This window comes from Nocardia tenerifensis NBRC 101015, from assembly GCF_000308715.1.
GTDB lineage: Bacteria > Actinomycetota > Actinomycetes > Mycobacteriales > Mycobacteriaceae > Nocardia > Nocardia tenerifensis.
Genome location: NZ_BAGH01000615.1, coordinates 55835 through 82416, shown reverse-complemented (window position 1 = coordinate 82416; position 26582 = coordinate 55835). Strand labels below are relative to the sequence as shown.

General features: G+C 64.9%; 25 protein-coding genes. 12 read left to right on the top strand and 13 right to left on the bottom strand.

Annotated elements, in window-relative coordinates:
• Positions 1–141: 141 nt before the first annotated feature.
• Both ON39_RS45270 and glsA read left to right on the top strand, forming a co-directional pair.
• Positions 142–933 (top strand): alanine:cation symporter family protein, encoded by a 792-nt coding sequence (locus ON39_RS45270; protein ID WP_051187961.1) that lies wholly within the window; start codon positions 142–144, stop codon positions 931–933.
• Positions 934–977: 44 nt separating this feature from the next.
• Complete coding sequence (gene glsA / locus ON39_RS45265; RefSeq protein ID WP_063713508.1) at positions 978–2189, top strand: glutaminase A; 1212 nt, start codon at positions 978–980, stop codon at positions 2187–2189.
• Positions 2190–2245: 56 nt separating this feature from the next.
• Here glsA and ON39_RS45260 read toward each other — a convergent pair whose 3' ends face one another.
• Positions 2246–3427, bottom strand: coding sequence for a serine hydrolase domain-containing protein (locus tag ON39_RS45260; RefSeq protein WP_040743598.1), 1182 nt, complete (start codon positions 3425–3427; stop codon positions 2246–2248).
• A 91-nt stretch (positions 3428–3518) separates the two neighbouring features.
• Between ON39_RS45260 and ON39_RS45255 the strand changes: the two genes are divergently transcribed.
• From ON39_RS45255 to ON39_RS45240, 4 genes are all read left to right on the top strand, one after another.
• Positions 3519–4205: a TetR/AcrR family transcriptional regulator gene (locus ON39_RS45255; protein ID WP_040743596.1), complete on the top strand. Its 687-nt coding sequence runs from the start codon at positions 3519–3521 to the stop codon at positions 4203–4205.
• Between the two features lie 155 nt (positions 4206–4360).
• Complete coding sequence (locus ON39_RS45250) at positions 4361–5128, top strand: SDR family oxidoreductase (RefSeq protein WP_040743594.1); 768 nt, start codon at positions 4361–4363, stop codon at positions 5126–5128.
• A 615-nt stretch (positions 5129–5743) separates the two neighbouring features.
• Positions 5744–6730 (top strand): chemotaxis protein CheB, encoded by a 987-nt coding sequence (locus ON39_RS45245; protein WP_040743592.1) that lies wholly within the window; start codon positions 5744–5746, stop codon positions 6728–6730.
• Positions 6731–6899: 169 nt separating this feature from the next.
• Positions 6900–8195 (top strand): hypothetical protein, encoded by a 1296-nt coding sequence (locus tag ON39_RS45240; protein ID WP_040743591.1) that lies wholly within the window; start codon positions 6900–6902, stop codon positions 8193–8195.
• 12 nt (positions 8196–8207) lie between these two features.
• On the opposite strand, the gene ON39_RS45235 is transcribed toward ON39_RS45240, so the two are convergent.
• The 3 genes from ON39_RS45235 to ON39_RS45230 all read right to left on the bottom strand — a co-directional run bounded on the left by ON39_RS45235 (position 8208) and on the right by ON39_RS45230 (position 11246).
• Positions 8208–10082: a CheR family methyltransferase gene (locus ON39_RS45235; protein ID WP_040743590.1), complete on the bottom strand. Its 1875-nt coding sequence runs from the start codon at positions 10080–10082 to the stop codon at positions 8208–8210.
• On the bottom strand, positions 10079–10255 hold the full coding sequence (locus ON39_RS49570) for a hypothetical protein (protein ID WP_157195672.1): 177 nt from the start codon (positions 10253–10255) through the stop codon (positions 10079–10081). The genes ON39_RS45235 and ON39_RS49570 overlap by 4 nt, the downstream gene beginning before the upstream one ends.
• A 292-nt stretch (positions 10256–10547) precedes the next feature.
• Positions 10548–11246 (bottom strand): GntR family transcriptional regulator, encoded by a 699-nt coding sequence (locus ON39_RS45230; RefSeq protein ID WP_040743589.1) that lies wholly within the window; start codon positions 11244–11246, stop codon positions 10548–10550.
• Positions 11247–11352: 106 nt separating this feature from the next.
• On the opposite strand from ON39_RS45230, the gene ON39_RS45225 reads away from it, so the two are divergent.
• Positions 11353–11886: a YbhB/YbcL family Raf kinase inhibitor-like protein gene (locus ON39_RS45225; RefSeq protein WP_040743588.1), complete on the top strand. Its 534-nt coding sequence runs from the start codon at positions 11353–11355 to the stop codon at positions 11884–11886.
• Between the two features lie 10 nt (positions 11887–11896).
• Positions 11897–12805 (top strand): MBL fold metallo-hydrolase, encoded by a 909-nt coding sequence (locus tag ON39_RS45220; RefSeq protein ID WP_040743587.1) that lies wholly within the window; start codon positions 11897–11899, stop codon positions 12803–12805.
• 225 nt (positions 12806–13030) lie between these two features.
• Here the strand turns inward: ON39_RS45220 and ON39_RS48065 are convergent, their stop codons facing one another.
• The 4 genes from ON39_RS48065 to ON39_RS49565 form a co-directional block, all read right to left on the bottom strand.
• A complete protein-coding gene (locus ON39_RS48065; protein WP_157195671.1) occupies positions 13031–13786 on the bottom strand; it encodes a histidine phosphatase family protein in 756 nt (251 codons plus the stop codon).
• 171 nt (positions 13787–13957) lie between these two features.
• Complete coding sequence (locus ON39_RS45210) at positions 13958–14995, bottom strand: hypothetical protein (protein WP_146251011.1); 1038 nt, start codon at positions 14993–14995, stop codon at positions 13958–13960.
• A 236-nt stretch (positions 14996–15231) separates the two neighbouring features.
• Complete coding sequence (locus ON39_RS45205) at positions 15232–16227, bottom strand: nucleoside hydrolase (RefSeq protein ID WP_040743584.1); 996 nt, start codon at positions 16225–16227, stop codon at positions 15232–15234.
• A complete protein-coding gene (locus ON39_RS49565; RefSeq protein ID WP_146251012.1) occupies positions 16220–17881 on the bottom strand; it encodes a hypothetical protein in 1662 nt (553 codons plus the stop codon). Before ON39_RS49565 ends, ON39_RS45205 begins: the two co-directional genes overlap by 8 nt.
• Positions 17882–18901: 1020 nt before the next feature.
• Here ON39_RS49565 and ON39_RS45190 point away from each other — a divergent pair.
• Positions 18902–19636, top strand: a complete 735-nt coding sequence (locus tag ON39_RS45190; protein WP_146251013.1) for a cyclase — start codon at positions 18902–18904, stop codon at positions 19634–19636.
• Positions 19637–19788: 152 nt separating this feature from the next.
• On the opposite strand, the gene ON39_RS45185 is transcribed toward ON39_RS45190, so the two are convergent.
• Entirely contained in the window at positions 19789–20679 is an 891-nt protein-coding gene (locus ON39_RS45185) for an alpha/beta fold hydrolase (protein WP_040743581.1), read from the bottom strand.
• A 75-nt stretch (positions 20680–20754) separates the two neighbouring features.
• Here ON39_RS45185 and ON39_RS45180 point away from each other — a divergent pair, with 75 nt between their 5' ends.
• Positions 20755–21384, top strand: a complete 630-nt coding sequence (locus tag ON39_RS45180; protein WP_040743580.1) for a winged helix-turn-helix transcriptional regulator — start codon at positions 20755–20757, stop codon at positions 21382–21384.
• An 87-nt stretch (positions 21385–21471) separates the two neighbouring features.
• On the opposite strand, the gene ON39_RS45175 is transcribed toward ON39_RS45180, so the two are convergent.
• Positions 21472–22137 (bottom strand): TetR/AcrR family transcriptional regulator, encoded by a 666-nt coding sequence (locus ON39_RS45175; RefSeq protein WP_051187959.1) that lies wholly within the window; start codon positions 22135–22137, stop codon positions 21472–21474.
• Between the two features lie 21 nt (positions 22138–22158).
• Between ON39_RS45175 and ON39_RS45170 the strand changes: the two genes are divergently transcribed.
• Positions 22159–23424, top strand: coding sequence for a KasA/KasB family beta-ketoacyl-ACP synthase (locus ON39_RS45170; RefSeq protein WP_373283806.1), 1266 nt, complete (start codon positions 22159–22161; stop codon positions 23422–23424).
• Between the two features lie 106 nt (positions 23425–23530).
• On the opposite strand, the gene ON39_RS45165 is transcribed toward ON39_RS45170, so the two are convergent.
• A complete protein-coding gene (locus ON39_RS45165; protein WP_040743579.1) occupies positions 23531–23953 on the bottom strand; it encodes a hypothetical protein in 423 nt (140 codons plus the stop codon).
• Between the two features lie 367 nt (positions 23954–24320).
• Between ON39_RS45165 and ON39_RS49560 the strand changes: the two genes are divergently transcribed.
• Complete coding sequence (locus ON39_RS49560) at positions 24321–25187, top strand: hypothetical protein (protein ID WP_146251014.1); 867 nt, start codon at positions 24321–24323, stop codon at positions 25185–25187.
• Positions 25188–25240: 53 nt separating this feature from the next.
• Here ON39_RS49560 and ON39_RS45155 read toward each other — a convergent pair whose 3' ends face one another.
• The gene (locus ON39_RS45155) at positions 25241–25747 is read right to left on the bottom strand and encodes an O-acetyl-ADP-ribose deacetylase (RefSeq protein ID WP_040743577.1); all 507 of its coding nucleotides are present in this window, start codon (positions 25745–25747) and stop codon (positions 25241–25243) included.
• Between the two features lie 128 nt (positions 25748–25875).
• The gene (locus tag ON39_RS45150) at positions 25876–26436 is read right to left on the bottom strand and encodes a superoxide dismutase family protein (protein ID WP_040743576.1); all 561 of its coding nucleotides are present in this window, start codon (positions 26434–26436) and stop codon (positions 25876–25878) included.
• Positions 26437–26582 lie beyond the last annotated feature (146 nt).

Sequence of the window (26582 nt, the reverse complement as noted above, 5' to 3'; positions counted from 1 at the left end):
CACCTCGGACCGCACGGAGCGTCCTCGTCCGATCAATTCGCTCCGAGATAGCCGCAATGGTTTACGGACGTGTGCACCGCACCGATGAGGCGCGCGGCGTGCATCAGTCGATTCGCGCTCTGCCCGTTCTATCCTGCACGGATGGAGAACCCGGTGTTCGCCGCAGACTTCGAATGGTTCCGCCACGACTGGCTGACCGGCGTTTCCGACATCGTTTATCTCTGGATAGTCGCACCATTGCTCATCGCCGCGGGTTTGTATTTCACCGTGCGCACCCGCGCCGTCCAGTTCAGGCGATTCGCCTCCGCCGCAAGCCTTTCCCTGCGCACCGGCCTGTTCACCGACGACGATGCGGCGCAGCGCGACACCCAGGCGATCTCGGGATTCGCGGCCTTCTGCGTCGGGTTGGCCGCCCGCACCGGAACCGGGAACATCGCCGGGATGGCGGTCGCGCTCGTCGTCGGAGGCCCCGGCGCGATGCTGTGGATGTGGGTGGTCGCCGCGCTGAGCATGGCGTGCTCGGTCGTCGAGAACACGCTCGCGCAGATCTATAAGGAACCACTCGCGGATGGTTCGTTCCGCGGCGGTCCGGCGTTCTACCTGGAGAAGGGGCTGGGCGCGGTGCGGGCCGCGCGCGTGTTCGCCGTGCTGTTCGTCGTCGCGGTCGGGTGCGCGTTCGTCATGGTTCAGGCGAGCACGATCACCGACGCGATCAGCGGAGCGACCCGGGTGGACGCGCGGACGGTCGCGGTACCCATGGCGGCGTTGACGGTCGTGCTGCTGTTCTCGCAAGCGCGGGCGGCCATCAGCGACTGGGACGACCAGTGTCGCGGACGCCGACGCCCGGTCTTTCAGGAAAGCACGCTCCCTCGGTCGGTGCCCGGCGGGGTGTGGAGCGTGCCGGGCGGGCATCATCCCGCGCCGACGACCTGATTGGGACCTCCGGTGAGCTGTCGACCTCCGAAAGGTGCTTGGCCATGGACGATCCTGTCACCACCGCGCTGACGAATCTGCTGCACCGTTTGTCCCCGAATCACACGGGCACAGTCGCGGACTATATTCCCGAATTGGCGTCCGTGGACCCGAATTCCCTTGGCGCGGCGATGGTCAGCCTGCACGGCGATATCTATCATGCGGGCGACAGCGAAACCGAGTTCACCATCCAGTCGGTGTCCAAGCCGTTCGTCTACGCGCTGGCCCTCAGCGATCTCGGGTTGGCCGCGGTCACCCGGCACGTCGGATTCGAGCCCAGCGGTGAGCCGTTCAACGCCATCAGCCTGGAACCCGATACCGGCCGACCGGCCAATCCGTTGATCAACGCGGGCGCCATCGTCACCACCGCGCTCGTCGCCGGCGCGGACCGCGCGGAAAAGTTCGCGCGCATCCAGGCGACGCTCTTCGCCTTCGCCGGACGGGAACTCGGCGTCGACGAGGCGGTCTACGCCTCCGAATCCGCGACCGGTGACCGCAACCGCGCCCTGGCCTATCTCACCCTGTCGCAAGGGGTTCTCGCCGGACCGGTCGAGGAGGTCACCGACACCTATTTCCGGCAATGCGCGCTGCGCGTCACGGCCATCGACCTCGCCGTCATGGCCGCCACCCTCGCCAACGGCGGCGTCAACCCCGTCACCAAACGGAGCGTGATCGACGCCGAGATCGCCCGCATCACGCTGTCGGTGATGTCGACATGCGGTATGTACGATGCCAGCGGCGAGTGGATGGTTCAGGTCGGTTTGCCCGCCAAGAGCGGTGTCGGCGGCGGCATCGTGTCGGCGCTGCCCGGCGAATTCGGCATCGGCGTCTTCAGCCCGCGCCTGGATGCGGGCGGCAACAGTGTGCGCGGAAAAGCCGCGCTGCACGAGATGTCTCAGCGTTTCGGACTGCACGTCTTCACCGCACCGACCGGGCATCGTTCCCCGATCGCCGCCTCCGACCTGCACGACGAGGTATTGAACGTCCAATTGCAGGGCGAAGTCGATTTCATCAGCGCCGAACGGATCGTGCGCCACCTCCAGGAGATGGCCGCGACCTATCCGCTCAGCAGAATCGACCTCGACCTGACCCACGTCACCACCGTGCAGGCCGCCGGATCCGAGCTGCTCACCGCGACATTCACGGATCTGCGCAGCCGAGATATCGCGGTGCGCGCCATCAGCCCCGATCCATCGCCGTTACTGGAGTTGGGCTGATCATGCGTCACGTCCGGTCCCTATGGCGGAACCGGACGTGCGTCATTACTTCGAGGTTACCGCTTGACAGCGGCGTCGGCGAGGGCGCGGAAGGCGTAGATCGCCTCGCCCATGTTTTCCTCGGAGTTGAGGTCTTCGCTGGTTTTGACGATCACGATGTCGTCTTTGGGTGAGACGTAGATGAATTGGCCGAGGATGCCGACGGCGGTGTAGTCGCCGCGATCGCCGTCACCGAGCCACCACTGGTAGCCGTAGCCGTAGTTGTTCTCGGGGCTCTCGGGCTTGTCCGGACGGAGGCGGTGGGGTTGCAGGTATGGCTCGGTGGTGTGGGTGGAGTCGTGCACCCATTGCCGGGGCACGACCTGTTTGCCGCCGGCCTGACCATCGCGCAGGTAGAGCAGGCCGAAGCGCGCGAAGTCACGAACGGTGGCGTGGTAGCAGCAGTAGCCGATGGTGTTGCCCTTGTAGTCCTTTCCGATCAGTGCCGGGGATTCCATTCCGGCCGGTTTCCAAATCCGTTCCGCGACATAGTCAGACAGCGATTTCCCGGTGGCCTTGGTGACGACCCAGCCCAGGACGAAGGTGTCCATGGAGTCGTAGTTCCATTTCGTTCCCGCGGGCCGTTCTCGCTTCAGTTCCTTGGCCTGGTCGGTCAGCGACGTGCCGGCGACCATGCGAATCGTGGTGGCGGTGGAACCTTTGGTCGGGTTGGTGTACTCGGTCTCGTCGTAGGCGACGCCGGACGACATCTGGAGTACGTGGCGGATGCTGACGCCGTTGTAACCGCTCTTCGTAAGCTCCGGAACGTATTTCGTCACCGGGTCCTCGACCGAGGCGATCTTTCCGTCCGCGACGGCGATGCCGACCGCCGCCGAGGTGATCGACTTGCCGACCGACCAGGAATTGAACCGGCTGGTTGCCGAGTAGCCGCCGCTGTAGCGCTCATCGAGGATCTGGTTTCCGCGCATGACCATGAAACCTCGCGTGGACGACCGCTCGAGAAAGTCACTCGCCGTCTGGGTCTTTCCGTTGTAGACGTAGGTCGCGTCCAACGGTTTCGGGTTGTTCGTCGTCAGCGGCTCCGGACGGCTGGACGCCGGCGCGGTGTCGGTCGAGTAGAAGGGCACGTGCGGTAGTAGCGGCAACGGCAACGCACCGTCGGCGTGCGCGGGCGCGGCCCAGGGCGCCGCCAGCACCGCCGCCGCCGAGACCACGGCGACCAAACTTCGCTTCAACATTGGCTCTCCGATCCTGTGAGGTGCCAGCATGCAACCACTTCGAACCATAGGTGTCAACAGTGGTGACTAAGCGCGCGAGTATGCTGACGCGATGCCGACCAGCCCTGCCGCGCCCGCCCGGAAACGTCGCCCACGTGGCGTTCTTTCCCCGGATCGGATCATCGAGATGGCGATGGGGATCATCGAGCGCGACGGCGCCGACGCGCTGACCTTCCGCAGACTCGGCACCGAACTCGGCGTCGACCACACGGCGGTGCTGCGCCACTTCCGCGGCAAAGACGAACTCATGTTGGCGTTAGCTGATCGGTTGATGGCCGAGGCGCTCACCGGAATCGAGGTCACCGACGACTGGCGCGCGACACTCAAAGACTTGGCGCAGCGGGTGCGGCTCGCCTGCCGCGCCCACCCGCAGGTCGCCGTCGTCGTCTCCGGACGCACCACGCGCCGGGAATCGGAGTTCGTAGGCGCCGAGATAGTGATCGGCGCGCTTTTGCGGGCGGGCCTGCGGGGCCGCGAAGCCGCGTCGTGCTACCGGGCATTGGTCGAGATCGCACTGGCGTATTCGTCGCTGGAAGCGACACTCATGTCCTTACCCGAGGAAGCCTTGGCGGGCGACCGGGACGCGTGGAGTCGCGAATATCTGGCCTTGTCACCCACGCGCTATCCCAGCATTGCCGCCGTGGCGACGCACTTGGCCGAGGTGGACGAAGAGGACCAATTCGAGGTCGCGCTGGATTTGTTCATGGATGCGATCGAGATTCGCGCACAACGGGATTGAGGACGCAGTTCGCGGGTCCCGTGTGAGAGACGATGCTGGCCGCGTTCGTTTTGTGACATCCGGTCCAGTGGGTTTTGTCACACCATCAGGCCGTCACACGGCTGAGTCTCGCGGCATCTCATGTTCGTTCCAAGCCAGACACCGAGGAGGACGACATGAGCGAGCACACCACAACCCAGCGGATCGCGCTGATCACCGGGGCGAACAAGGGAATCGGCCGCGGGGCCGCCGAGCAACTCGCCGCGCAAGGCACGACGGTGCTGATCGGCGCCCGCGACCCGCGGCGCGGCGAGGAGGCGGCGACGTCGCTGCGTGCGGCCGGCGGCGACGCGCACGCGATCACCCTGGACGTCACCGATCCGGCGACCGTTCAAGCCGCCGCGCAACAGATCGACCAGCGCTTCGGCCGGCTCGACATCCTCATCAACAATGCCGGCATCACCGGCTCCGGGCAGGTCGATCCCAACGAGGCCTACGATCAGCTGCCCAGCACCGTCGAGCTGGACATTGTCCGAAAGGTGTTCGAGACCAACGTCTTCGGCGTGATCACGACGACCAACGCCATGCTGCCGCTGCTGCGCCGGTCACCGGCGGCGCGCATCGTCAACGTCGCCAGCCACGCCGCGTCGACAACCCTGCTGAGTGACCCGGACGGTCCCTTCGCCGGGCTGCTGCCCTCGGCCGCGTACACACCGTCCAAAGCCGCGCTCACCGCGCTCACCGTGCAGTACGCCAATGAGTTGCGCAAGGACGGCATGCTCGTCAACGCCGTCGCGCCCGGCTACGTCGACACCGACAGCAATAACCACACAGGGTTTCTGACGGTCGCCCAGGGCGCCGCGGTTCTGGTCCGGTTCGCCACCCTCGGCGCGGACGGGCCGACCGCCGGATTCTTCAGTGAGGATGGTCCGCTGCCCTGGTGATCCGGGCGGCGTTGTCGCTGCGGATTCTCCCGTGATGTCCCGTGGGTCGGCGCTGGACACTGTCGACGTAGCCGGGCTGGGGAGCCGTGCGCCATAGGTCGGGTCGGCCTCATCAATCGGCCGCGACGCGCACGGCTCACCGGAGGCTTCGACGCGCACGGCTCACCAGTCGAACTGCAATGCGCACGGCTCACCGGTCAGTCGCGACGCGCTTCGCTCACCGGTCCGCTGCTAGCCCGCGCGGAGCGTGGCGGGCACGGTCGCACAATCTGGAGTAGCCCGATGTCGCGGTGTCCAGGTTCCAGAGGCACAGTCAGGAGTAGCGTTTACTACACGGCAGGCGGTACTGGGCGCGGCGATGGTCGACTCCATCCTTGCGTCGGCGCGGTGATCCGGAGTGCGACCCAATCAAATTCAGCACACCCCACCGGTTCGGGGGTCCGCGATCACCACCCAAAATCCTCTCGCGCCAGCACTTTTCATACGGCGCACCGAGGGAGAACGACCGATTCATCGCCGACCGCCGACGCCGATGCTCGGTCGCGGCCGCCTCCACCCGGGCGGTTTGCCCACTCCCGCGCCGGGTAGTCCGCCAACTGACCGGAAGGGGCTATCGTGACCACTCCTCCAGCAAACCTGATCGTAGTCGGCGCCTCGGCGGGGGGCGTCGAGGCGCTACGCGATTTCGTCGGCGGCCTGCCCGCGGACCTCTCGGCGGCAGTGCTGGTGGTTCTGCATCTGCCGCGGCGCGGCCCGAGCGCGCTGGCTTCGATCCTGCGCCGCGTGGGCACCGTGCCGGTCGACGCGGCCGAAAACGGCGAGCCGCTGGTGGCAGGGCGGGTGTACACCGCGGTACCCGACCATCACCTCCTGGTCGCCGACGGCCGCATTCTTCTGTCCAACGGTCCCACCGAGAATGGGCACCGCCCCGGCATCGACGCGTTGTTCCGCTCCGCCGCGGTGTCCTGGGGTCCGCGCGTCGCCGGGGTCGTACTCTCGGGAACTCTCGATGACGGAACGGCCGGACTGACTGTGATCCGAGCTCGCGGCGGGCTCACCGCGGTCCAGGATCCCGAGGATGCCAACTATCCGAGCATGCCCGAAAACGCATTGGCGGCCATGGACGTCGATCTCGTCCTGCCGGCTGAGAAGCTCGGACGTGCGCTGGTCGAGCAGTTGCGCACCCGGACCGTGGCCACTCCGGCCCCGGTTTCCCAGCTGGACGCGCTCGAGGCTCGCATCGACGCCGGCGAGCGCAACAGTACCGAGGAGGTGAAGACCATGATGCCCGCGTCCGGACTGATCTGCCCCGACTGCGGCGGCCCGCTGTTCACCGCCGAGCCGGATCGGCGCTTCCGCTGCCGCATCGGGCATGCGTGGACCGCAGAGGCGCTGCTGCTCGAGGAGCATTTGGAAGTCGAACGCGCGCTGTGGTCGGCTCTGCGACTCGTTCAGGAAAAACGCGAACTGGCCGACCGGATGCACGCCGCAGCGCTGGATCGCGGCCAGGACTTGTTGGCGGAGACCTACGCCGAGCGCGGCGCCGAGCACTCACACACTGCAGAGGTTCTGCGGCGACTTCTCGGACCTCGATCAGCCTGACCAGCGCCGACCGCCGGTGTTCCGGCCTGTGGTTTCGCTATGGTGGTCCTAGGATCTAGCCCGGTTCAGGCAACGTGACGTCTCGGCACTCGCTCGCTGCGTGGAGTCGAGTGCGAGGGCCGGCCCCTACCTGCAAGGTGTTCGCGAGAAACCAGCCTGGAGGGGTCCGATGAAATTTCGCGATCGTCACGATGCCGGGCACAAGCTCGGTGCGCACCTTCAGAGCCTCGCCGATCCAGACGTCGCTGTGCTCGGTCTGCCTCGCGGCGGCGTACCGGTCGCCTATGAGGTCGCCCGGCTGCTCGGCGCCCCGCTCGATGTCGTCGGTGTCCGCAAACTCGTTGTGCCGCACTGTAAAAAGCTGATCTTCGGCGCGGTCGGCGAGGACGGCATCCGCATCATCAACACCCGCGTGCTGCGTCAGGCGCGGATGAGCGCCGAGCAGATGGCCTCCGTCGAACGCCACGAGATCGTCCAAATGCGCAGGGAGCTCGACTATTTCAGGTCCGGCGCGGCCCGAGTGCCGTTGCGGGGCAAGACCGTGATCGTCGTCGACGACGGCATCTCGACCGGCTCGAGCGCGCGTGCCGCGTGCCGAGTCGCCCGCCACGCCGCGGCGCGCCGTGTCGTGTGGGCGGTCCCGGTGGGCGCGGAGCTGGCATTGGACGCGCTGCGGCCGATCGTCGACGAGCTGGTCTGCCTCAGCGCGCCGACCCAGACCGTCGACACCCGGCAGTGGTACGAGCGGCTCGGTCCGGTCGAGGAATCCACGGTCGCCGGGTTGCTCCGTCGCGAGGCCGAGATTCGGTGTCCCGGTGCGGAACTCGCGGATCCGCCACTGCGCGACGAGGAGGTGCTGCTCACCCTCGATCGATACGACCTGGCGGCGCGGCTGACCATTCCGGCGCGTCCGATCGGGATCATCGTGCTCGCGCACGGCGGTGCGAACTCCGCGCGAAGCCCCCAAACCCTTTCTCTCGCAGCGGTTCTCAATCGCGCGGGTTTGGCGACCCTGTTGGTCGGCCTGCTCACGCCGATCGAGAGACTACAGCGCTCACGGCTGCTCGACATCGCGCGGATGTCGCGACGGCTGGTCGGCGCGGCACGGTGGGCGACCGGCCAGCGGTATCTGACGCGTCTGCCGATCGGGCTCTATGGAGCCGGAATCGGCGCGGGCGTGGCGCTGTCGGCCGCGACCGATCCGTTGATCGGCGTCGCCGCGGTCGTGTCCCGGGGCGGGCGACCGGATCTCGCGGGCGTGGCGCTGATCGATGTGACCGCCCCGACCCTGCTCATCGTGGCCGGGCAGGACGCCGCCGCGCGGGAGTTGCACCGCATCGCGCAGGCCGCGATACCCGGGGAGTGCGTCCTCATGGACATGCCCGACGGGCCCGACGTATTTCCCGAGGACGGCGCGAACGCTGTGCGCGACTGGTTCGTAGCCAAACTGACCGCCGTGGTGTAACGGTGAGATTGCTCAAATGCCCTCTTCCATCAGCAGCACGACGCCCTCCCGAGGACCGTCCAGTGGCGTGCAGGTGACCAGGCAGACGATCGAACGTCCGATCCGATTCACCGCAGGCACATGCACCGGCCCGGACCGGCGACCCGATCGCAGGCATTCCTCGATCGTGTCGCGCAGCTCCTCGGTCGGCAGTCCGAAGTCCAAGGAGTTGAAGTACTGTTTACGCACCTCGTCGGCGCGCAAACCCCACAGCTCCTCCGCACCCCGGTTCCAGCTGCGCACCCGCAGATCGCCGTTGAGCACCACCACGCCGGCCGCGATGCTGGACAGGATGCCCTCGAGGAACGTCTTCGTCTCGTCCAGTTCATTGCTCCGGATACGAAGTTCCTCGTTCATGGTCTCGAGTTCTTCGTTGCCGGACTGCAATTCCTCGTTGGTCGTCTCGAGTTCCTCGTTGGTGGACTGCAGTTCCTCGTTGGTGGTCTCGAGTTCCTCGATACTGGATTGCAGTTCCTCGTTGGTGGTCTCGAGCTCCTCGTTGGTGGATTGCAGTTCCTCGTAGGCGGTTTCGAGTTCCTCGCGATTGACCTTGACCTCATGCGACAGGCGCGTCGACACGGTGGTGTCGACGAAATTGATCACGACGCCGACATAGGTGCCGTCGCCGGTCCACAGCGGCTGGACCTGCACGTCATAGAACTGTGTCTCGTCGGCGCCGACCGGCCGTTCGACGGAGTTGACGCGGATGGTGCGGCGCTCGGCAAGAGCCTGTTCGATCAGCGAACGCAGTTCGACCGGGCGATAGGAAATCTCCAGATCGCTCAGCGGGCGCCCGATATCGTAGGTCGTGAGCCCGAACTGGTGGCGAACCTGACTGTTCAAGACCGCTACCCGGCCCTCGGTGTCCAGACCGATCACCGCGAACGGCACAGTCTCCAAGGCGAGTTCGTTCAGCAGCCGCCGCCGCACGAATCCCTGCACCTCCTGACCGGCGCCTATATCCAGCCGCGGGGATCCCGGAGGGGGCAAGGGAACGCTGTCCCCCTCACGTCGCCGGAACATGCGCTGGCGCATGTTCGCCACCTCGAAGCGTTCGCCGTCCGATAGCAGCATCTCGGCTTTGCCGAGGAACAGGAACCCGCCCTCGCGCAGCGCGAAATGGTAGCGATCGAGGATGTGCGACTGCGCCTCGACATTGAAATACATCAGCGTATTGCGACACACCAGCAGGTCGAGGCGAGAGATCGGGGCGTCGCGGCCGATATCGTGGCGGCCGAAGATCACTCTGCGCCGCAGATCGGGCCGGAAGACGAATTTGTCGCCATTGGGCTCGAAGTAGCGGCTGCGCAACTCGCCGCTCAACGGCTCCAGCGCCTTCGCCGTGTACATGCCGGCGCGGGCGTCACGCAGGGCTTCCTCGTCGACGTCCGTGCCGTAGATCTTGACGCGGGCGACGGCCTCCTCGATGCCCAGCGCCTCGGCGAAAGCTATTGCGAGAGAGTACGCCTCTTCACCGCTCGAACACCCCGCGCTCCAGACCCGTATCTCGTCGGACGGCTTTATCCTGGAGAGCAATTCCGGCAGGATATCGCGCTGCAGATAGTGCCATGCGTCGACATCACGGAAGAAATTGGTCACGTTGATGAGGATGGTGTTGAACAAACTCCGGAACTCGTCGGAGTTGCTCTCCAGATGGTCCCGGTAGTCGTGATAGTCGGCGATCCGGACCTCGGCCATACGCTTGCGGATACGCCGGCGCAGCGAGGTGCGCTTATAGCCCGTGAAGTCGAAACCCCGCGAATCTCGGATGAATATGAGCAGATCCTCCAGCGCGCTGTCTGCGTCGCCGTTCGGATCGACCGGGGTCTGTTCGCCAGGATCTGTCACACCGCGCTCCGTTCGACCACCCCGCGCGGCTGCACAGGCAGGTGAGAGCAGGGCTCGGCCCGATCTCGGTCGACGGCCGACCTGATCGCGCGGGAGGCTCGCCGAGCAGGCACGGCGGCGACTACCGTCGCGTCGGCGAACTCGACGGTCACATCATCCGATTCCGCAGTCATCTCGGCCGCTCCTGGCAGCACGAACGGTATCCGAGCACGCCATAAGCCTAGCGCGGGGAGATGATCCAGTAGACGAGCCCCGCCGAGTTACGTTGGCCCGCATGGTCGCCGCACCGGGGCGTCGCTCGCCTCGGCGCGAGGCCGTCGAATCGCGCGCGCCGGAAGTTTGCGCGCCGATCCCTGTCGTCCTCGGTCCGGGCAAGGTGCGGCAGGTCCGGCAGTGGAGCGCGCCGAGACCGTGGCTCGCGGCAACTCTGGAGTAGGTGGCCGCCGGAGTTTGCATTGCGCTATATCAGGCTCTCCCTCGCTTCGCCGAGCCTTCGGTCAGCCCCGTTGCGGTCAGCGTGAGGTGCTTCATCAAGATTTCGGCAGCCGCGTCGGGATCGCGGGCCAACGCTGCCTCCTCCAGCCGGCGGTGTTCGACGGCGCCGTTCCGGTCGGGGTTGCGCTGCGCCGACCAGCGGCGGGTCAGCTCGCTCGCGGTCCACATCCGGTCGAAGGTTTCCAGCAGAACGGCGTTGCCACACCCCTCCAGCAGCGTCCGGTGGAAGATTCGATGGACCTCCGCCCAGTCTTCGGTGTAGTGCTTGTTGCCTTTCGACGCGTACGGCGGCGTGCGAGCGAGGCGGTGGTGGGCGGCGCGGACGCGGGCCTCCCAGTCCAGGTCGCCGCGCTCGACGGACATGCGCAGGATGACCGGCTCGATCGCGCGCCTGGCCTCGGCGATCTCCTGCCAGCGCCGGTCGGAGAAGGCCGGCACCGCGAAGCCGCGGTTGTGTAGTCGATCGGCGAGGCCGTCGCCGACCAGCCGCACGAGCGCCTCGCGCACGACGGCCAGGCTCACGCCGTGTTCCCTGGCGAGGTCCTGCGGTTTGAGCGGCGTGCCGGGCGTGTAGTCGCCGCGCATGATCGCGTCTCGCAGGTGGGCGTGGATCTGCTCGGAGAGCATCTGTTTGCCCGGTCGGGCGGTGGGCACGTCCGTGTGCGTCATGTCACCAGCATAGACTATTTGACAGATAATCGATTATCTCTGCTATCGTCGATCTCGGATGCGCTCCGATCGCAACACGCACCCGCCCCCTTCAAGGAGAGACACTGTGAGTACCAACGACCCCTTCGCCCGCCTTCCGCAAGCGGCGCCCTTCACCGTCACCAGCACCACCGTCGCCGACGGCGCCGCGTGGTCACCCGAGCAGTTCTCCGCCGGCGTCCCCGGCGGCAAGGACATCTCCCCCCACCTGCGCTGGAGCGGCGCGCCGGCGGGCACGAAGAGCTACGCGGTGACCGTGTACGACCCGGACGCTCCCACCGGCTCCGGCTTCTGGCACTGGGCCGTGGCCGACATCCCCGCCACCGTCACCGAACTGCCCGAGGGAGCCGGCGACGACGCTGGATCCGGCCTGCCCGAGGGCGCCCTCCAACTGCCCAACGACGCCCGCGTCGCCCGATTCCTCGGCGCCGCCCCGCCCGCCGGACACGGCGTGCACCGCTACTTCGTCGTGGTGCACGCCCTCGACGTCGAAACCCTCCGCGTCCCAGCCGATTCCACCCCCGCTTATCTCGGCTTCACCATCGCCGGACACATCCTCGGTCGCGCGGTCCTGACCGCCACCGCCGAGACAGCGGCCTGAGAGGAGCGCCATGACGACCGAACAGTGGCGGGTCGGGAACATCTCGATCACCAAAATCGAAGAGACTCGAGGGTGGACGCCCCTCGACTTCTTGCTCGACATCTTTCCCGCGGCGACCCGGGAAGACATCGAACGAATCGAGTGGTTGCGCCCCACCTATTTCGACGGCGAAAACATGAACGGCATGGTCCACTCGCTGCTGGTGCAGACGCCCACCCACAGGATCGTGGTCGACACCGGGATCGGCAATGGGAAGCAACGCATCTCGCCCGTCTTCGACAACCTCGACACCGACTTCCTGGAGCGATTCGAGCAGGTGTGGCGCCGGGAGGAGGTCGACGGAGTCCTCGCGACCCACCTGCACATCGATCACGTCGGCTGGAACACCATCCGCGAGGACGGCCGCTGGCGGCCGACCTTCCCGAACGCGCGGTACTACTTCGTGCGCGAGGAGTACGAACACTGGCAGTCGTTCGCGCGGAATCCCCATGCGCACGAGACCTATTCGGAGTTCGGCTACAGCATGGTCGATGGCGCGGCCGTGTACGAGGACTCCCTAGCGCCGGTCGCGGACCTGATCACCTGGGTGGAGCCCGGACAGACCGTCGTTCCCGGCATCTCACTCATCAGCACCGCGGGCCACACGCCCGGTCATGTCTCGATCCTGCTCGAGGACGAGGCCGAAAGTGCCGTCATCACAGGCGATCTCATGCACAGCCAGTTCCAGATCGCCCACCCCGACTGGTCCGTGGCGATGGACACCGACACCGAAGCAGCAGCCGACAGCAGAAAAGCCTTCCTCGAACGGTTCGCCGACACCCCCACCCTCATCCTCGGCACCCACTTCGGCACCCCCACCGGCGGCCACATCATCCGCGACGGTGACGCTTACAAGTTGGTTCCGGAACCAGCACGGTAGAAAACGAGTCAGGCTCGGAACGAAACCTGGCCTGACTCGGATTGCCAGAGAATGCCTCCACTCACTGGTGGCGTGCCCGTGCCCGTGCTCGTAGCCGAGCACAGCCGCCATTTCGCACAACCCGCCGGGACGGGGAGTGGGCTCCAGGCCCGCTCCCCCGATACCCGCTCCATGCCCTCGGTTATTAAGGCGAGGTATGCGGCGGCGTACGAGCTCGTACCGCGATCAAGTCGGGACTGCGGCCGTGAAGTGGCGAGTGTCGTTGTGTCTGATCAGGACCCACCGCCGGTGGCCGGGGTTGTTGCTGCGTCCGCGGCATTGCCATTCGGTGATGGCGGTGTAGTCGACTTCGGCGGTGGCGTAGTAGAGGGTCGGCGTGATGCGTTGAAGGTGTTGTGCTACAGCGAGAATCGTTTCTCTGTGACAGCAGAGGATGATCGTGTCGGAGCTGGCTCGAGCGGTCAGAACGTCGAGCATGCGACCGACTCGGTTGGCGGCCTCAGGCCAGGAATCGGCGCCGGGAGCGATCGGATAGTCCGGGGAGTCTCCCCGTGCACGCTCCGGAACGACAGTGTGCCGCTGTTGTCCTTCCGCGGACCCTAATTCGTTGTAGGGGAAGCCGACTCGCACACTGACCGCGAGCTCTTGCGCGATGTGTTGGGCCGTGTGTATTGCTCGGCGAACAGCGGTCGAGTGCACCTCGATGGTGCCGAGCCGGTGCTTCTCGGCGGCGAGATAGCGAGCCACGGCTTCGGCTTGACGGTGCCCACGGTCGGTGAGGCCTCGACAGGACTTCTCGCCGGCAAAGACGTTCTCGACGTTGCTCCAGCTTTCGCCGTGTCGGACCAGGATCAGCCGTAGTCCACTGTACGGCTTTGCTGGTGATGATCTTACGATGGCGCGTGGAAGTCTAGCCTCGCCATCAGTCGAGGAAGCTGTGCTGGTGCTTGAAGCAGGTTGCGATGAAGCGGGTTTGGACATGGCAGCTCCAAAGTCGTTCTGGCTAGGGAAGGTTCGCTGCTGAGTCACCACAGCAGTAAAGACTGTGAAACAGGTTTCGGACACGTACACATGCATCCGCCCTCGCGTCGACTCGCCGAATTTCCGCGATTCATAACGGTTCTCGGACTTGGCAGAATTCGAGGTTCTAGGCTACGACTGTGACGGCGATGACTGTAAACGACGGTAGAGGTCGTCCAGGAGAGCGATTGTCCCGTTGATGGCCCTGCACGGCGTGCCCAGGTCGCGAAAAGCCGCAGCCGTGGCTGGGTTGCCGTCTCGCAGAGTCGTATCGCTGCCCCACCGAGTGTAGGCTGCGCCACCGGTCGCCCCGACCGGAAGCACCGCGACACCGAGATCGTCGCCGAGCCGCGTTTCATAGGCCGTACCATCGTCGCCGCCTATCACGATCATCGCATCGCAGCGGCTGAGGATATCGCGTCGTACTTGGTTGATATCGCCTGACAAACATTCGGTACGGCCGAGAAAACGCAGGATTGGTTGAGCGCGACGGGATTCCGTGCGCCGATACAACGTGTAGAGCTCCGGGGTGTAAGCGTTCATGCTTCTGGCCTGCTCAGCCACCGCATAACCGACAGTGAGCGCGGCCTTCGAAGCCATCGACGAGACACGCACAGGGACGGGAAGGCGTTGCATGAGTGCTGCGCCGAGCGCAGCCGCGAGAGGGTCCCACGCCGACCCCTCGTAGTAGGCGGCGATGAATATCCGTAAGGACCCGTCATGGGCTGGGCCGGCCAGCCGGGGGCGACGCTGTACCGGGTCAGCCGCGTCGGCGTACCGCCTCTGGAGGAGGTAGGCGGTGCGTAGCCCGGCCGCGATGTGTTCAGCCACCCTGTTGCGATGGTTCCAGTAGTACCGTTCGTTGAACCATCCTCGCCGGTCGGCCTCCATGATTCGCTCCCCCACACCACTTCCTCTGAAGTCCTCGTGCATGGGAAAAGCGATCTGTGCGATCCACCGGTCCCGTTGTTCGGGGAGCCGGTCGATCAGGGCCGGCAGGGTGTCGATGATCCATTGGGCCAACAGGTGCGGCTCCGAAACGATCGAGCCGCCGACCAGCGCGGACAGGACCTTCTTGCCATGAGCGGTGAGAGTCTCTGTGGTTAGTCGGCGATTGGTGCGAACGAAATCAAGCAGAGCAACCTCCAGAGGACGATGTGGTGTTGGCACCCGTTCATGATGCCGCCTGCACCGGCGTCTGGAAGGTTTCAAGAAGAAATTCCCAAAAGGTTTCCCTACGTAGGCATTTGGTCTGCCGGTACGCTCGGTTCGGCACCGGCGGCACAGCCCACCTCCGCACGGTCGGCGAGCACAGCCGGTCGGCCCGTGGCTGTTGACACAGTCCACGGTTCGGTAGCTGGGTTGCCGTACAACCGTCCACGGGATCAACGGGTATGGGAGCGAGTTCAGTAATGCAACTGTTTGGTGAGCCAGCCCCAGAACGTCGGGTAGTCGGCTCGAGTGGTGATCCAGGTCGGGTCGCCGGCGGCGTCGATGCGAATTCTTGCGTCGGTGTCGACGGTAAGGCTGGCGCGGGTGAAGTCTATGAACGGTAGTTGCAGGGCGGCGCCGAGGGTCAACGCTGCGTTTTGCGTGCTGGGCGGGCCACTCTCGATGTACCAGCGGTCGAAATGGGTGTGTAACAACCGCGCCCAGGCCGGCGCGTCTGGTCGTGCGAGGTGTTGATAGAGGTCACTGTCAGGGGTGACGGCGGTTTCCGGACGAGACGATACTTCCGCGGTCACCAGGAGCAGTCGTTGTGCTGCACCTACGACGCGGCGGGCGGCTCCGGGGTCGAGGCCGAAGTTTCGCTCGGCTCTGTCGCCGTCGGGAATGGCTCCTCCCGTCTGAGTGATGGCCAGCTGAGACGCGAGCTCGGGGGCGTTTTCGAGGACGTAAGACAGGTTGGTCAAGGGTCCTGTCCCGATCCAGCGCACCGGGGTATCGACCCGCGAGCAAACCGCACGGACCGCGGTGAGGAGGTCGTCTGGTTGCGTAGGAATCTGCTGCGGGGTAAAGCCGTCTGTCACCCAGTAGCTGATGTTGCCCAAATCGGCGCCTGTGACGACGGGGACATCGGAACGGTCGTTCAGGTCGAGAACATATCGCGCCAGTCGCGCTCGGTCGTCGCCACGATGTTCGTCGGTGGTGACCACCAGTGCTAGTTCGGGTAGATTGCGTGCCGCGCAGGTCAAGGCGATGGCGTCGCCGGGATCTCCGCCGAGGCGGGTGTCGAAAATGATGGGAGTGCCCTGCACTCGCGGTGGCGGCGGACCGCCCTCCCGAAGTGCGTCCGCCAGCGGTCCGTAGCCCAGGTTGCGGTATCGATCAGCGAACCCGAGCAATGACGCCCATTGTGATTCGAGCGATTCGTACGGTTCCGGGGTGTCGGTATCACCCATGGCTGGCTCCTCCTGACGCAGGGGTGTCTTTGCGTACGTTGTCGACGTAGGCGCTCTTTTCGGCGAGTGAGCCGCAGTCCTGGTATGCCTGCCACTGCACGTCGCTGTCTAGGTGTCGCTCTTCGATCAGGCCATGCAGTTCGGCGACTAGCTCTTTGTCCTCGCGACGAACGAAGGAGCCGAGGAACTCCGCGAGGGCGGGATCGATGTCGGAATCGCGTCGACACCATGATCCCACCTGGTTTACGAATTCCTCGGCTTTGGCACCCATTTCGGCACGCCAAGAGCCGCCGTCACGTCGAAGTGCGGCCATTGCGGCGGCGTAATCGGCCACCGCGAGTTGGTTGATGTCCATCACCGCCAACCGAACCTGGTCGTCGCGGTAACGATCGGCTACCTCGAGCGGGTTGATCTGGTTCAAAGGCGGGGATTCCAGATGCTGTTCGGGTGTGCCGTCGACGATGCGCACGGCTTTGGACAGCGATCCGCGAAGGATCTGTTCGAGCGCGAGTACGGAATCCTTTTCGGCGAAGATCGAGAGAGGGGTAGGGCCGACGGCGGTCGGCTGTTCGGTCGCGGCGCGTGGGTCGATGTCCGTCCCGTCGAGACGTCTGTGCAGCGCGAAGCCTGTCTTCTGGCTTGCGTGAGGGTCGCCTTCTGATTCGCTGTAGAACAGGTACTTGCCATGGAAATCTGCGCTGGAATGGGTTGCGGCGAGCAGGTTTTGAACGGTCCCTCGGAAACTGGTATCGATCAGGATGATCCTGGCGCCCGGCGTACCGACCGGGACTTTGCGAGATTCGAGGTACTCGATCTGACGTGCGCGGGCGCCGTCGACGTCACCGGGGTCGACGTCACCGGCTGCGGTGCGGAATCCTTTGAGTTCGGGGAATGACTTGCCTAGGTTTTCCATATCTTGGACCGAACAATCTGCCAGGCACCGCGAGAGCGTGACGCTCGTGCAGTGCTTGTCGTAGAACTCCGGATCCAGTTCGCGAGCAGCAAGCGCCAGGCTGTCGCCGTCACGTCCCAAGAACACCACCTTCGTTCCCGGATGAGCGGCGACATCGGCTCGGCAGTGGTCGAGAATATCCAAGAGGCGGTCTACGACGAAGGGTGCGTGGTAGTCGCTGACGAGTTGATGAGCGCCTTTCACTGTGGCGACTTTCTCCGGGTCCTCGATTGCGTACTTGGCGCATACCTCTCTGATGGCATCGAGTCGGCGCTGTTCCAGATGATTCGCCAGATCGACGCGACTCGTAGTGGGATAGTCTGTCGCAGTGGCGGTTTCGCCTGTATCGGACGACGGTGCCGCAGACTCCGCAAGGGGCGCTGCATGCTCGCGGTGATCCGGTCCGCGGGGTTGAGGAATCCGATGGTCGTCGTCCTCGCTGTGGACGATGTCGGAAGTAGCGGATGGGTCTTCCTGCGTGAGATCGAGGTCGGCTTCGCGCTCGATCATCCGCGCTGCCTCGGTGAGCGGGGGACGCTGACTCGCCAGAGACGTGGGCATATCTGTAGGACTGTCGCTGCTTTCGATTCGAGCCATTCGCTGGACGTCGGTGTGCGACGCGGCCGGCGGTGACGCGTCGGCGTGCTCGGCGCCCTGCGCGTGGTGATGATCGGCGTCGTATCCGCTGTCGGGACGATCCATTCTCATGAATCCCCCCGCACATCAGAACCTTTGGAATCCTCGAACAGGTTGGACGGCCATCTGCGATGCAAGGGCTCTAGCTCAGCGCCAAGCGACGGACCCGGAGCCACTCGCTTCAGAACCGCGAACTCCCACCCGAAACGCACCCGCAACGAAATTGACCGGGCGATCAGAATGTAATTGTGATCGAGTACAAGTTCGTCCATGACGAACACCCCCGCACTCCGGCGACGCCGAATGCCACGCTGTTACCTCAGGATAACGACCGACAAGGAGATGCAGCGGGGCTATGAGAAGTGGAATCGTCTGTCGTGGAACACCATTCGGTAACGAGCAGCGTCCAAGAATGCTCAGCCTAATCTCATTTTCATATCGACTACACGTCTAGATCAACTCACGCAACTGACGTACGCGAGCCGATCACCATATCAAGCAGGTAATCATGAACTCGTACGCAATGGAGCGACCTCTCAGTTAACCGAGGCAGGGCGCGACCGTGCAAATGTATGCACGCTTGGACGGTGCGAGCATGGGAAACCTTCGCCGTCGCGTTCACGGGCCTGCGCCCCCGCGTCGGAGCACGCCGTACGTGGGTTGCGTTTTGCCGTTCGCTCAACCGCCGGGCCACAGTGACACTGGCCGACAAGCGACTCACCGCTTCTGCACGAAAGGGCGTGATGGCCGTGGCGACGGGAGGGATCAATCTCCTGCGCTAGGACCTTGCCATTCCGGTGCCGGCTTAGCGCCCGGGAGAGGTCCGGCGTGCAGTTGGTTAGGGACCGCTCGCTGCGGTGCGACGCGGGCGGGCGGCGAATTGTGGCGAAACTGTATGTGCGCCAGGGGATTCCCCAGACAGATCCCCAGTCGTGTTGCTTTATTTGCGGTGTGCAGCCTGCACATAATCGTTGTACCAATCAGAAGCATCTGAATTTCGGATGATTCGGCTGTTACATCACTGCTCGCTGTCACTTCCGGCTCATCGCGGTCGGTCGTGCGCCAAATAATTCACGAGGAACGGCGATGAAAAAACTTTCGGCAAATTTTGTTCGTATATCCACAATCTCGGCTCTGGCATCGCTGGCGCTTGCGCCGGCTGCGCTGTTGGCCGGGCCGGCTGCGGCGGATCCGGTGACCGTCAATTTCAAGTGCCAGGCCAAGCCGCCGATCGGCGCGCCGCAGGAATCGACGATGACCATGCAGGTCACCGGCACCGCACCGGCCAGTGCACCACCCGGTTCGGCGGTCGCCATCAAGCTCGTCCCGGGCCAGGGGCAGATTCCCAGCGATCAAGGCGGATACAAAATCAATTACGTTCGTGACCTGACGTTGACGGCCCCGTTCCCGGCCAACTCCACCTTCGTGTCCGCGTCCCTGTCCGGCGGCACCGTCAGGGCAACGATCGACACCGGTAGCGGCAAAGCCGTAATCAAGGTGACCGACCGGCTTCCGGGCGGTTCGACGTTCACGCTGCCCACAATCGGCGTTAACGTGAAGGCAGGCAATTCGGGCTCGATCACGACCACACTGTCCGGTACCAGCTACACCGATCCGGGCCTGACAATGGTCGTCAACGCGCAAGCCGGTCCCTTCCCGGTGAACGTTCCGGTGTCGTGTTACCCGTCACCCGCGCCGATCTTCACCACGACTGTCATCAAACCCGGCATCACGAAGCAGGAGCCGCAGCCCGCCGAACCCAGCGCGCCCGGCGAGTTCACACTGCTGCCCGACCTCGGATTGCAGGGCAGCCACGGGTGATCGATCATCGGCGCTACCTGTCGCCGTGGGGCACGCAGTGAGTCCACCAGGCGCCGATAGCAAGTCCCTGTCGATAAAGTGCTGATGATCACGAAAGCCGTTGCTATGCGACGGCTTTCGTCTGTGGCGTCTATACGTCTCTCCTGTACGGCTTACGTCGCACGCGTCGCCGTCCAGTCGCGGAGCGCGGCGACGAACTCCTCGGGCGCGTCGGACTCCACGTAAGTGCCTGCGCCCTTGATGATCACCGTCTTGTGATCGATGAACGTCGCCTCCAAACGCTCGCGTTCGCGAGGACGGAAGGCGATGTCGGCATCACCCCACACGATCAGTGTCGGCAGGTGAGCCAGGTCCGCAAGGCGACGCTCCAGTTCGGCGAAGAACGCGCGGCTCGCAAGAACCCGATGGGGAAATACAGCAGAGGCTTTGCGTCGCTCGGGTGTGTCCATGGCCCGGCGATAGTGGGCCATCTCGGCTCTCGACGGCTTTCGCCGCCGATGGCCCAAGGGAATGAACACGTTGACGACGAAGTTCAGCCGCCGAGCCAGGAACCGGCCCGGGGGTCCGCCGAAGATGCGCGAGAAGTATTCGAAGTGCAGAACGCCGTTGACCGGCCAGGCCCAAGTATTGGCGAGCACCAGCCGATCGAACATATCCGGCCGCCGCTCCGCGACCGCCAGTCCGATCAAACCACCCCAATCTTGCCCGACCAGAGTTACCCCGCCGAGGCCGAGCGCGTCGACGAACCCGGTAACCACATCCGCGTGCTCCTCGGGCAGATAGCCGTAGCCGGCCTTCGCCGTCGACAGCCCGAATCCCGGGTAGTCCATGGCGACACACCGAAAGTCGTTGCGCAGCACGCGAATAACGTCACGCCAGAGAAACGACCAAGTCGGATTCCCGTGCAGGAACAGCAGCGTAGGACCGGACCCCTCGTCCACGTAATGCACGATGTGCCCATCGATCTCAACGAAATGACTCTCGAACGGAAACAGACTGTCATCGACCCACGCGGGCCGCGCACTCTCGGCGGTCTCGGCCATGTCGACCCCCTCTCGACTCCCCACAGTAGACTTGAGTTTGTCACGTGCACTTGAGAACATCAAGCAAGGGTTTCGATGCGTAGCTACGGCCAATACTGCGGGCTCGCCCGGTCGCTCGAGGTCGTCGGCGATCGATGGAACCTCCTCATCGTCCGCCAACTCCTCATCGCCCCCGCCCGCTACCGGGACCTGATCGACGGCCTCCCTGGCATAGCGACCAATTTGCTCGCCGACCGGCTCCGCGATCTGGAGGCCTCGGGCGTGATCGAGCGGCGCCTGACCGGTGCGGGCAGCGTCGTGGAGTACGTCCTCACGCCGTGGGGCGCCGAACTGCGCCAGCCCATCGAGAGCCTCATCCGCTGGTCCATCCCCTTGATGATCCGCGGCCCCGAAGGCGACGCCTTCCGCCCCGACTGGCTAGCCCTCGCAGTCCCCGCCCTGCTCAGCACTCGGGTCAAGGCCCGCCGCTCGATGACGATCGGCCTCGAAATCGGTGGTCCCCCTTTACAACTCCGCGCGACGCGCACCGGCATCGACGTCGGCCCCCACGACGGTCGTGACCTCGACGCCACCCTCCGCGCCGACCCCACCTACATCCTCGCCCTAGCCGCCGGCGCCCTCCCCCTCGACGACGCCCGCACCCTCGGCCTGATCGAGATCGAAGGCGACAAGTCCGTCGTCCGCGCAGTCTTCGACCCTGCCTAGGGCGAGACCCACAGACCGTCCACACGTCTCACAAGACCACCAAGCCCTGTGAAACGTATGGGGAGTCTGTGCATCAGGCCGAGCAGGCTACAGAGATCCGCGGTCTGACGGCGTTGGCCCAGCTGCCAGTAGTGACGCCAGCATGTTGATGCCTTCGATTACGTCACCTGAGCGCGGCGCGGTGGAGGGATCGATGAGTCGCTGCCACGCCACACCGGCGATCAGGGCGAGGTAAACCGAGCCGAGCGAACGAATTGTGCGCTCGTCGGCTTCGACTGTGCTCGCGTCGTTTTGGGTCAGCCAGGCAACCCCACCGATCCGGCCGGCTATTTGATTGTCGGTGAGGACCTGCCGGAGGGTGTCGGACTGCTGGGCGTGCAGGACGGCTTCGAAGTGCGAAAGCCACATCCCGCGTTGCGATTCGAAGGTCTCGTCGAACTGCTCCCAGAGGCTTCGGAACTGAGTGGCGGTGTCTGCGGACGGCGACTGCGCGATCGCGTCACGGAAGGTGGTGAGTCGTTCTTCGACGGCTTCGATCAGCGCCGCGGTGAGCAGGGCTTCCCTCGAGCCGAAGTGGTAGAAGATCGCGGCATGGCTGACTCCGCCTGCGGCCGTGGCGATGTCACGGGCGGTGGTGTTGGCCCAGCCACGCTCCTCCAGGCAGCGGCGAGCGCCGCGAAGTAGATCTTCTCGATTACCCACACAGTGCAGCGTACAGCCCTTGTGATCCAGGTGGTTGAACCATATGGTCAAACCATCTGGACTAAATCCGAGTTGAAGGGTGAGAAGGTGCGCAATCCGTTCTCCGTCGATGGGCGATTCCCGAGCGTGGTGGTCACAGCCGTGGCGGCGTCGACCTCTATAGCTGGTGACGCAGAGGGCACCTGGGCCGGACTGCTAGCGGGCGAGTCGGGGATCGAGGCGCTCGACGAGGGCTGGGTCACCGAGTACGACCTGCCGGTACGCATCGGTGGTCCGTTGAAGGTGAGGCCCGAAAGCTGCTTGACCCGTGTGGAATTGCGCCGCATGTCCTACGTAGAGCAGTTCGCGACAGTCCTCGGGCGACAGGTGTGGGTCGGTGCCGGAAGTCCGGACGTCGACCGAGACCGTTTGGCGGTATCGATCGGCACCGGCCAAGGCGGCGGCGATGCGGTCATTCAAGCCCATCAGAACCTGGCCTCGTCTGGGTACCGACGCGTCTCCCCACTGGCGGTACAGATGATGATGCCCAATGGCCCCTCGGCCGTCGTCGGCCTCGAGTTGGGCGCACGAGCGGGTGTCGTCACAGCGGTGTCCGCGTGCGCGTCGGGCTCCGAGGCGATCGCTAACGCTTGGCGGATGATCGCGATGGGCGACGCCGACATCGTGGTCACCGGCGGCGTCGAGGGCTACATCGACCCGGTGCCGGTGGCGGCCTTCTCGATGATGCGCGCGATGAGCACTCGCAACGAGGACCCCGGTTCCGCGTCGCGACCGTTCGATTCGGCCCGAGACGGGTTCGTTCTCGGTGAGGCAGGCGCGCTCATGGTGATCGAGACCGAAGAACATGCCGTCGCCCGTGGCGCGACGGTGCTGGCGCGACTACTCGGTGTTGGCACTACCTCCGACGCATTTCATCTCGTAGCACCGGATCCCGAAGGCACGGGAGCCGCCCGTGCCATTACTCGAGCGATACAAACCGCGGGACTCTCACCGCGAGACATCGACCACGTCGACGCTCATGCCACCGCCACACCGATCGGTGACGAGGCCGAAGCCAGGGCGATCAACACCGCCGTCGGTGATCACGCGGCGGTGTATGCGCCGAAATCCGCGTTGGGGCATTCCATCGGCGCAGCCGGTGCACTCGAGTCGGTTCTCACCGTCTTGTCCCTGCGCGACCAGCTCATTCCGCCGACTCTCAACCTCGAAAACCAGGACCCCGCAGTGAATCTCGACATCGTCTCCGGCTGTCCCCGACCGCTTCGAATAGACTACGCGGTCAACAACTCCTTCGGATTCGGCGGACACAATGTGGCGCTGGCGTTCGGCCGGCGCTGACTACACAGCGCCTGATCGAGATCGAAGGCGACGAGTCCGTCGTCCGCTCAGTCTTCGCTGCTCGACAAGGCCGCTCTCGCTGGCGCGCGGTGGCGGTTAGGCAGGTCTAGTTGCGCACCAGAGCTAGGTCCCACTGTCCGTGCGGGTCTTCCCAGACTGTGACGACCTCGCCTGCCGGGAGAGGATTGCGGGTCGGTGTGTCATCGCGATCCCACTCGTCTTCGAACTGCGCCACTACCTCTAATGCGCCGTCGAGGGTTCCGTCCGTGGCAAGGCACAGGTAGGCTGCCCGCCAATCGGCGCAGGGTTCGGCGAGATCGCGGCCCAGAACGTACTCACCGCCGACGAAGTAGTAGCTGCTACTCGCGTCGATGCGCAACTGCTCCTCGTACAGGGTGACGTCGGGGTTCTCGAACAGTCGCGCACCGCTGAGCACATCGGGATCGAGCCAGGCGTCCAGGCGATCCAGACCGGTCTCATCGAGGAAGTTGCCCCATGCGTAAAGAGAGTAGGTGTTGTTCTCTGCCACGGCGAAACATCAACAGCGACAGTGCAATTAGACCTACACGAAGCTGCGGTCAGCGAGATCGTCATCGAATCGCTCGACGCCGAACCACCATGGACGCGCGCACCTAGCTTCGCCGAGCGACGGACTGAACTACGCGTGAAACAGAGCTGGCGGCAGACGGGTCGAGGCCGACCCGAGGTGACCGTGCCAGCACGGCGTCATCATCAACACCGCGTCGGTCGCCGCGGTCCCGGACGGCGGCGACCACGATTGCCCTAGCTGCCGGACTCGGACGCATCGGAACCGTTGTGCGGCTTGCTGCTTCAGCTCCGCAGCGAGTAGCGGGGATGGCCGGGAACGGGTACTGCGGGTTCGTCGTTGAACGGCCATGAAGTTTCTCCGCGAATTGGTTGCCGCCGAGACGGATCGGAAGGTGGCTGCGTTTCTGGCCGCCCAGGCGCTGGTGGAGATTCGGTATCTCGCGGGGGCGGCTCGGCGGGAGGAGCCGGGTGTTGTGCTCGCGGATGATGTGGAGCGGATTCGGTTTCTGGCTGATCTTTGCCACAATCTGCCGGGGGTGGCGCGGGCGGGTGGGCGACGGGCGCGCGGGAGGAGTTCACCGAGGCATCGTCAAGAACTCGCGATGGTACGTCGCCCTATGGCTTGGACGTGGGAGTTCGCGGGGCCGGAGGGGCGGGCGTGGATCCTGCACTACGCCAATCAAGTGTGTCGCTGGGAGCCGCCGCCACCGCTGCCGGCGACGGGCACCGGTGCACCGTTGCTGAGCTGGCGGCAGCGGATCGGCTGGTATGAACGCTGGCCGGTCCGACGGCCGCGCGGGCGCAGGGCGCTGCCTCGGCAAGGTCGTGTTCTCAAAGCGGTGGACACCGATGCCCTTTGCGCCCTTTACAGCGACGGTTTTCCTTGGCTGCGAGCACATCTCGATCCGGAGGGCATGCATTATCTGGTGCCCGATCCCTCCGATTTTCAATGGCCGGGGCCGGAGGGAACGCTCCTGTGGGAATGCAGAGTGCTCGTGCGGATGTCGGACGGCGAGCAAGTCACCAGCACGGTGGAGGTCGCGCCGGAAACCTTCACCGCGCTGCCGTCCACCGTGCCGAGAAGGCGGCAGCGCCAACTGCTGCATCTCGGCCGAGCCCTCGAACGCGACATCGGTCTATGGGGTCGTGACCACAAGGACGATTGCGGACCGGAAACCTGTGGCTATCCTCCCGTGGAGCCTGCCGCACCGTAACGCCGCAGAGACCGTTGAACGCGGCGGCTACCGAAAATGTCGGAGCGGCTGACTTACACCACGGCGGCGAAGGCGTCGTAGGCGTCTTGGCTGAAGAGTACAAAACGCACTTCTTCCACCGCGGAGTCGGTGGCACGCACGGTGTCGATCGCGATGCGGGCGCCGTTATCGATCGGCCAACCGTAGATGCCGGTGGAGATGGCGGGGAATGCTACGGTGCGGGCGCCCAATTCGTCTGCTACGCGCAGGGATTCGCGGTAGCAGGAGGCGAGGAGTTCGGAGCGGTCGTCACGGGTCGACCAGACCGGGCCGACCGTGTGGATCACCCATCGTGCGGGGAGGTTGCCGCCGGTCGTCGCGACGGCCTGGCCGGTGGGCAGTCCCTTGCCGTACCGGGACGCGCGTAGCTCGCGGCACGCGGCCAGGATCGCCGGACCACCTTTGCGGTGAATGGCTCCGTCGACACCGCCTCCGCCGAGCAGTGACGAATTCGCCGCGTTCACCACCGCGTCCACCGCCTGTTCGGTGATATCGCCTCGGACCAGTACGAGTTCGACCATGCGACCATTCTCGTCATCATCGGTGACGCGACAAAATCGGCACCGAGACGCGTTGGAGGCGCCCGCCGGAGAAAACAGCGGGCGCCCGCGAAACGTCATATAGCTGGGCTGAGACCGCAAGCAAACGATCAGTGCGGAATACTCAAGCAGGCAACCCTGGCCCCGGCCATACCGGCATTGCCATCCGTAGTATCGGTCTTCTTCTCATGCAAGACGACCGAACCGGGCTGCCCGGCTCGGAAGTGCCACTGCACGGTGGACACCTGCAGCGCCCTGCCGTGCTCGTCGGTGGTGAAGTCGAGCCAGAGTTCGTTCTGCGGATTGGCGTATCTCGCGTCCATGGACATCTTGTCCTTGGCGTTCGGGTCCTCAACATTCTGGTAGTGGAAACCGGCGTCGGCCGGCTTCGCGCCACAGGACTTCTGGTGTGCGTGTGAGCCGTAGACGCGGTTGGGCAGCAGTCCGCTGACTCGCAGGATGGCCGTGGTCTTATCGCCCTTCTCGGCGAGGATGACCGTGGCGCGGCTGCCGGCGGGGGCGAGCGTCTGATCGTAGGTGACGGCGGTGGCGCCCTCCTTCCACGGCGCGAATGTCCCTTTGACGACAATGGGTTCGGCGGCGTTGGCCGTGGCCGCGGGAATCAAGAGCACGGCGGCGACGGCGCAGAGCATGAATGGCCTGTAATTCATGCGACCAGGCTCCGCCTGCGCGACAAATCGCGTCAACGCTTCCGTGTGGGGATCTGCGCGCCGGATCCTTCATGCCTGTTGACGCGGGCTCCCACCGATAAACGTTGCGAGAATGGGGATTTCGTAGACGATGGTGCGTCCGTGAT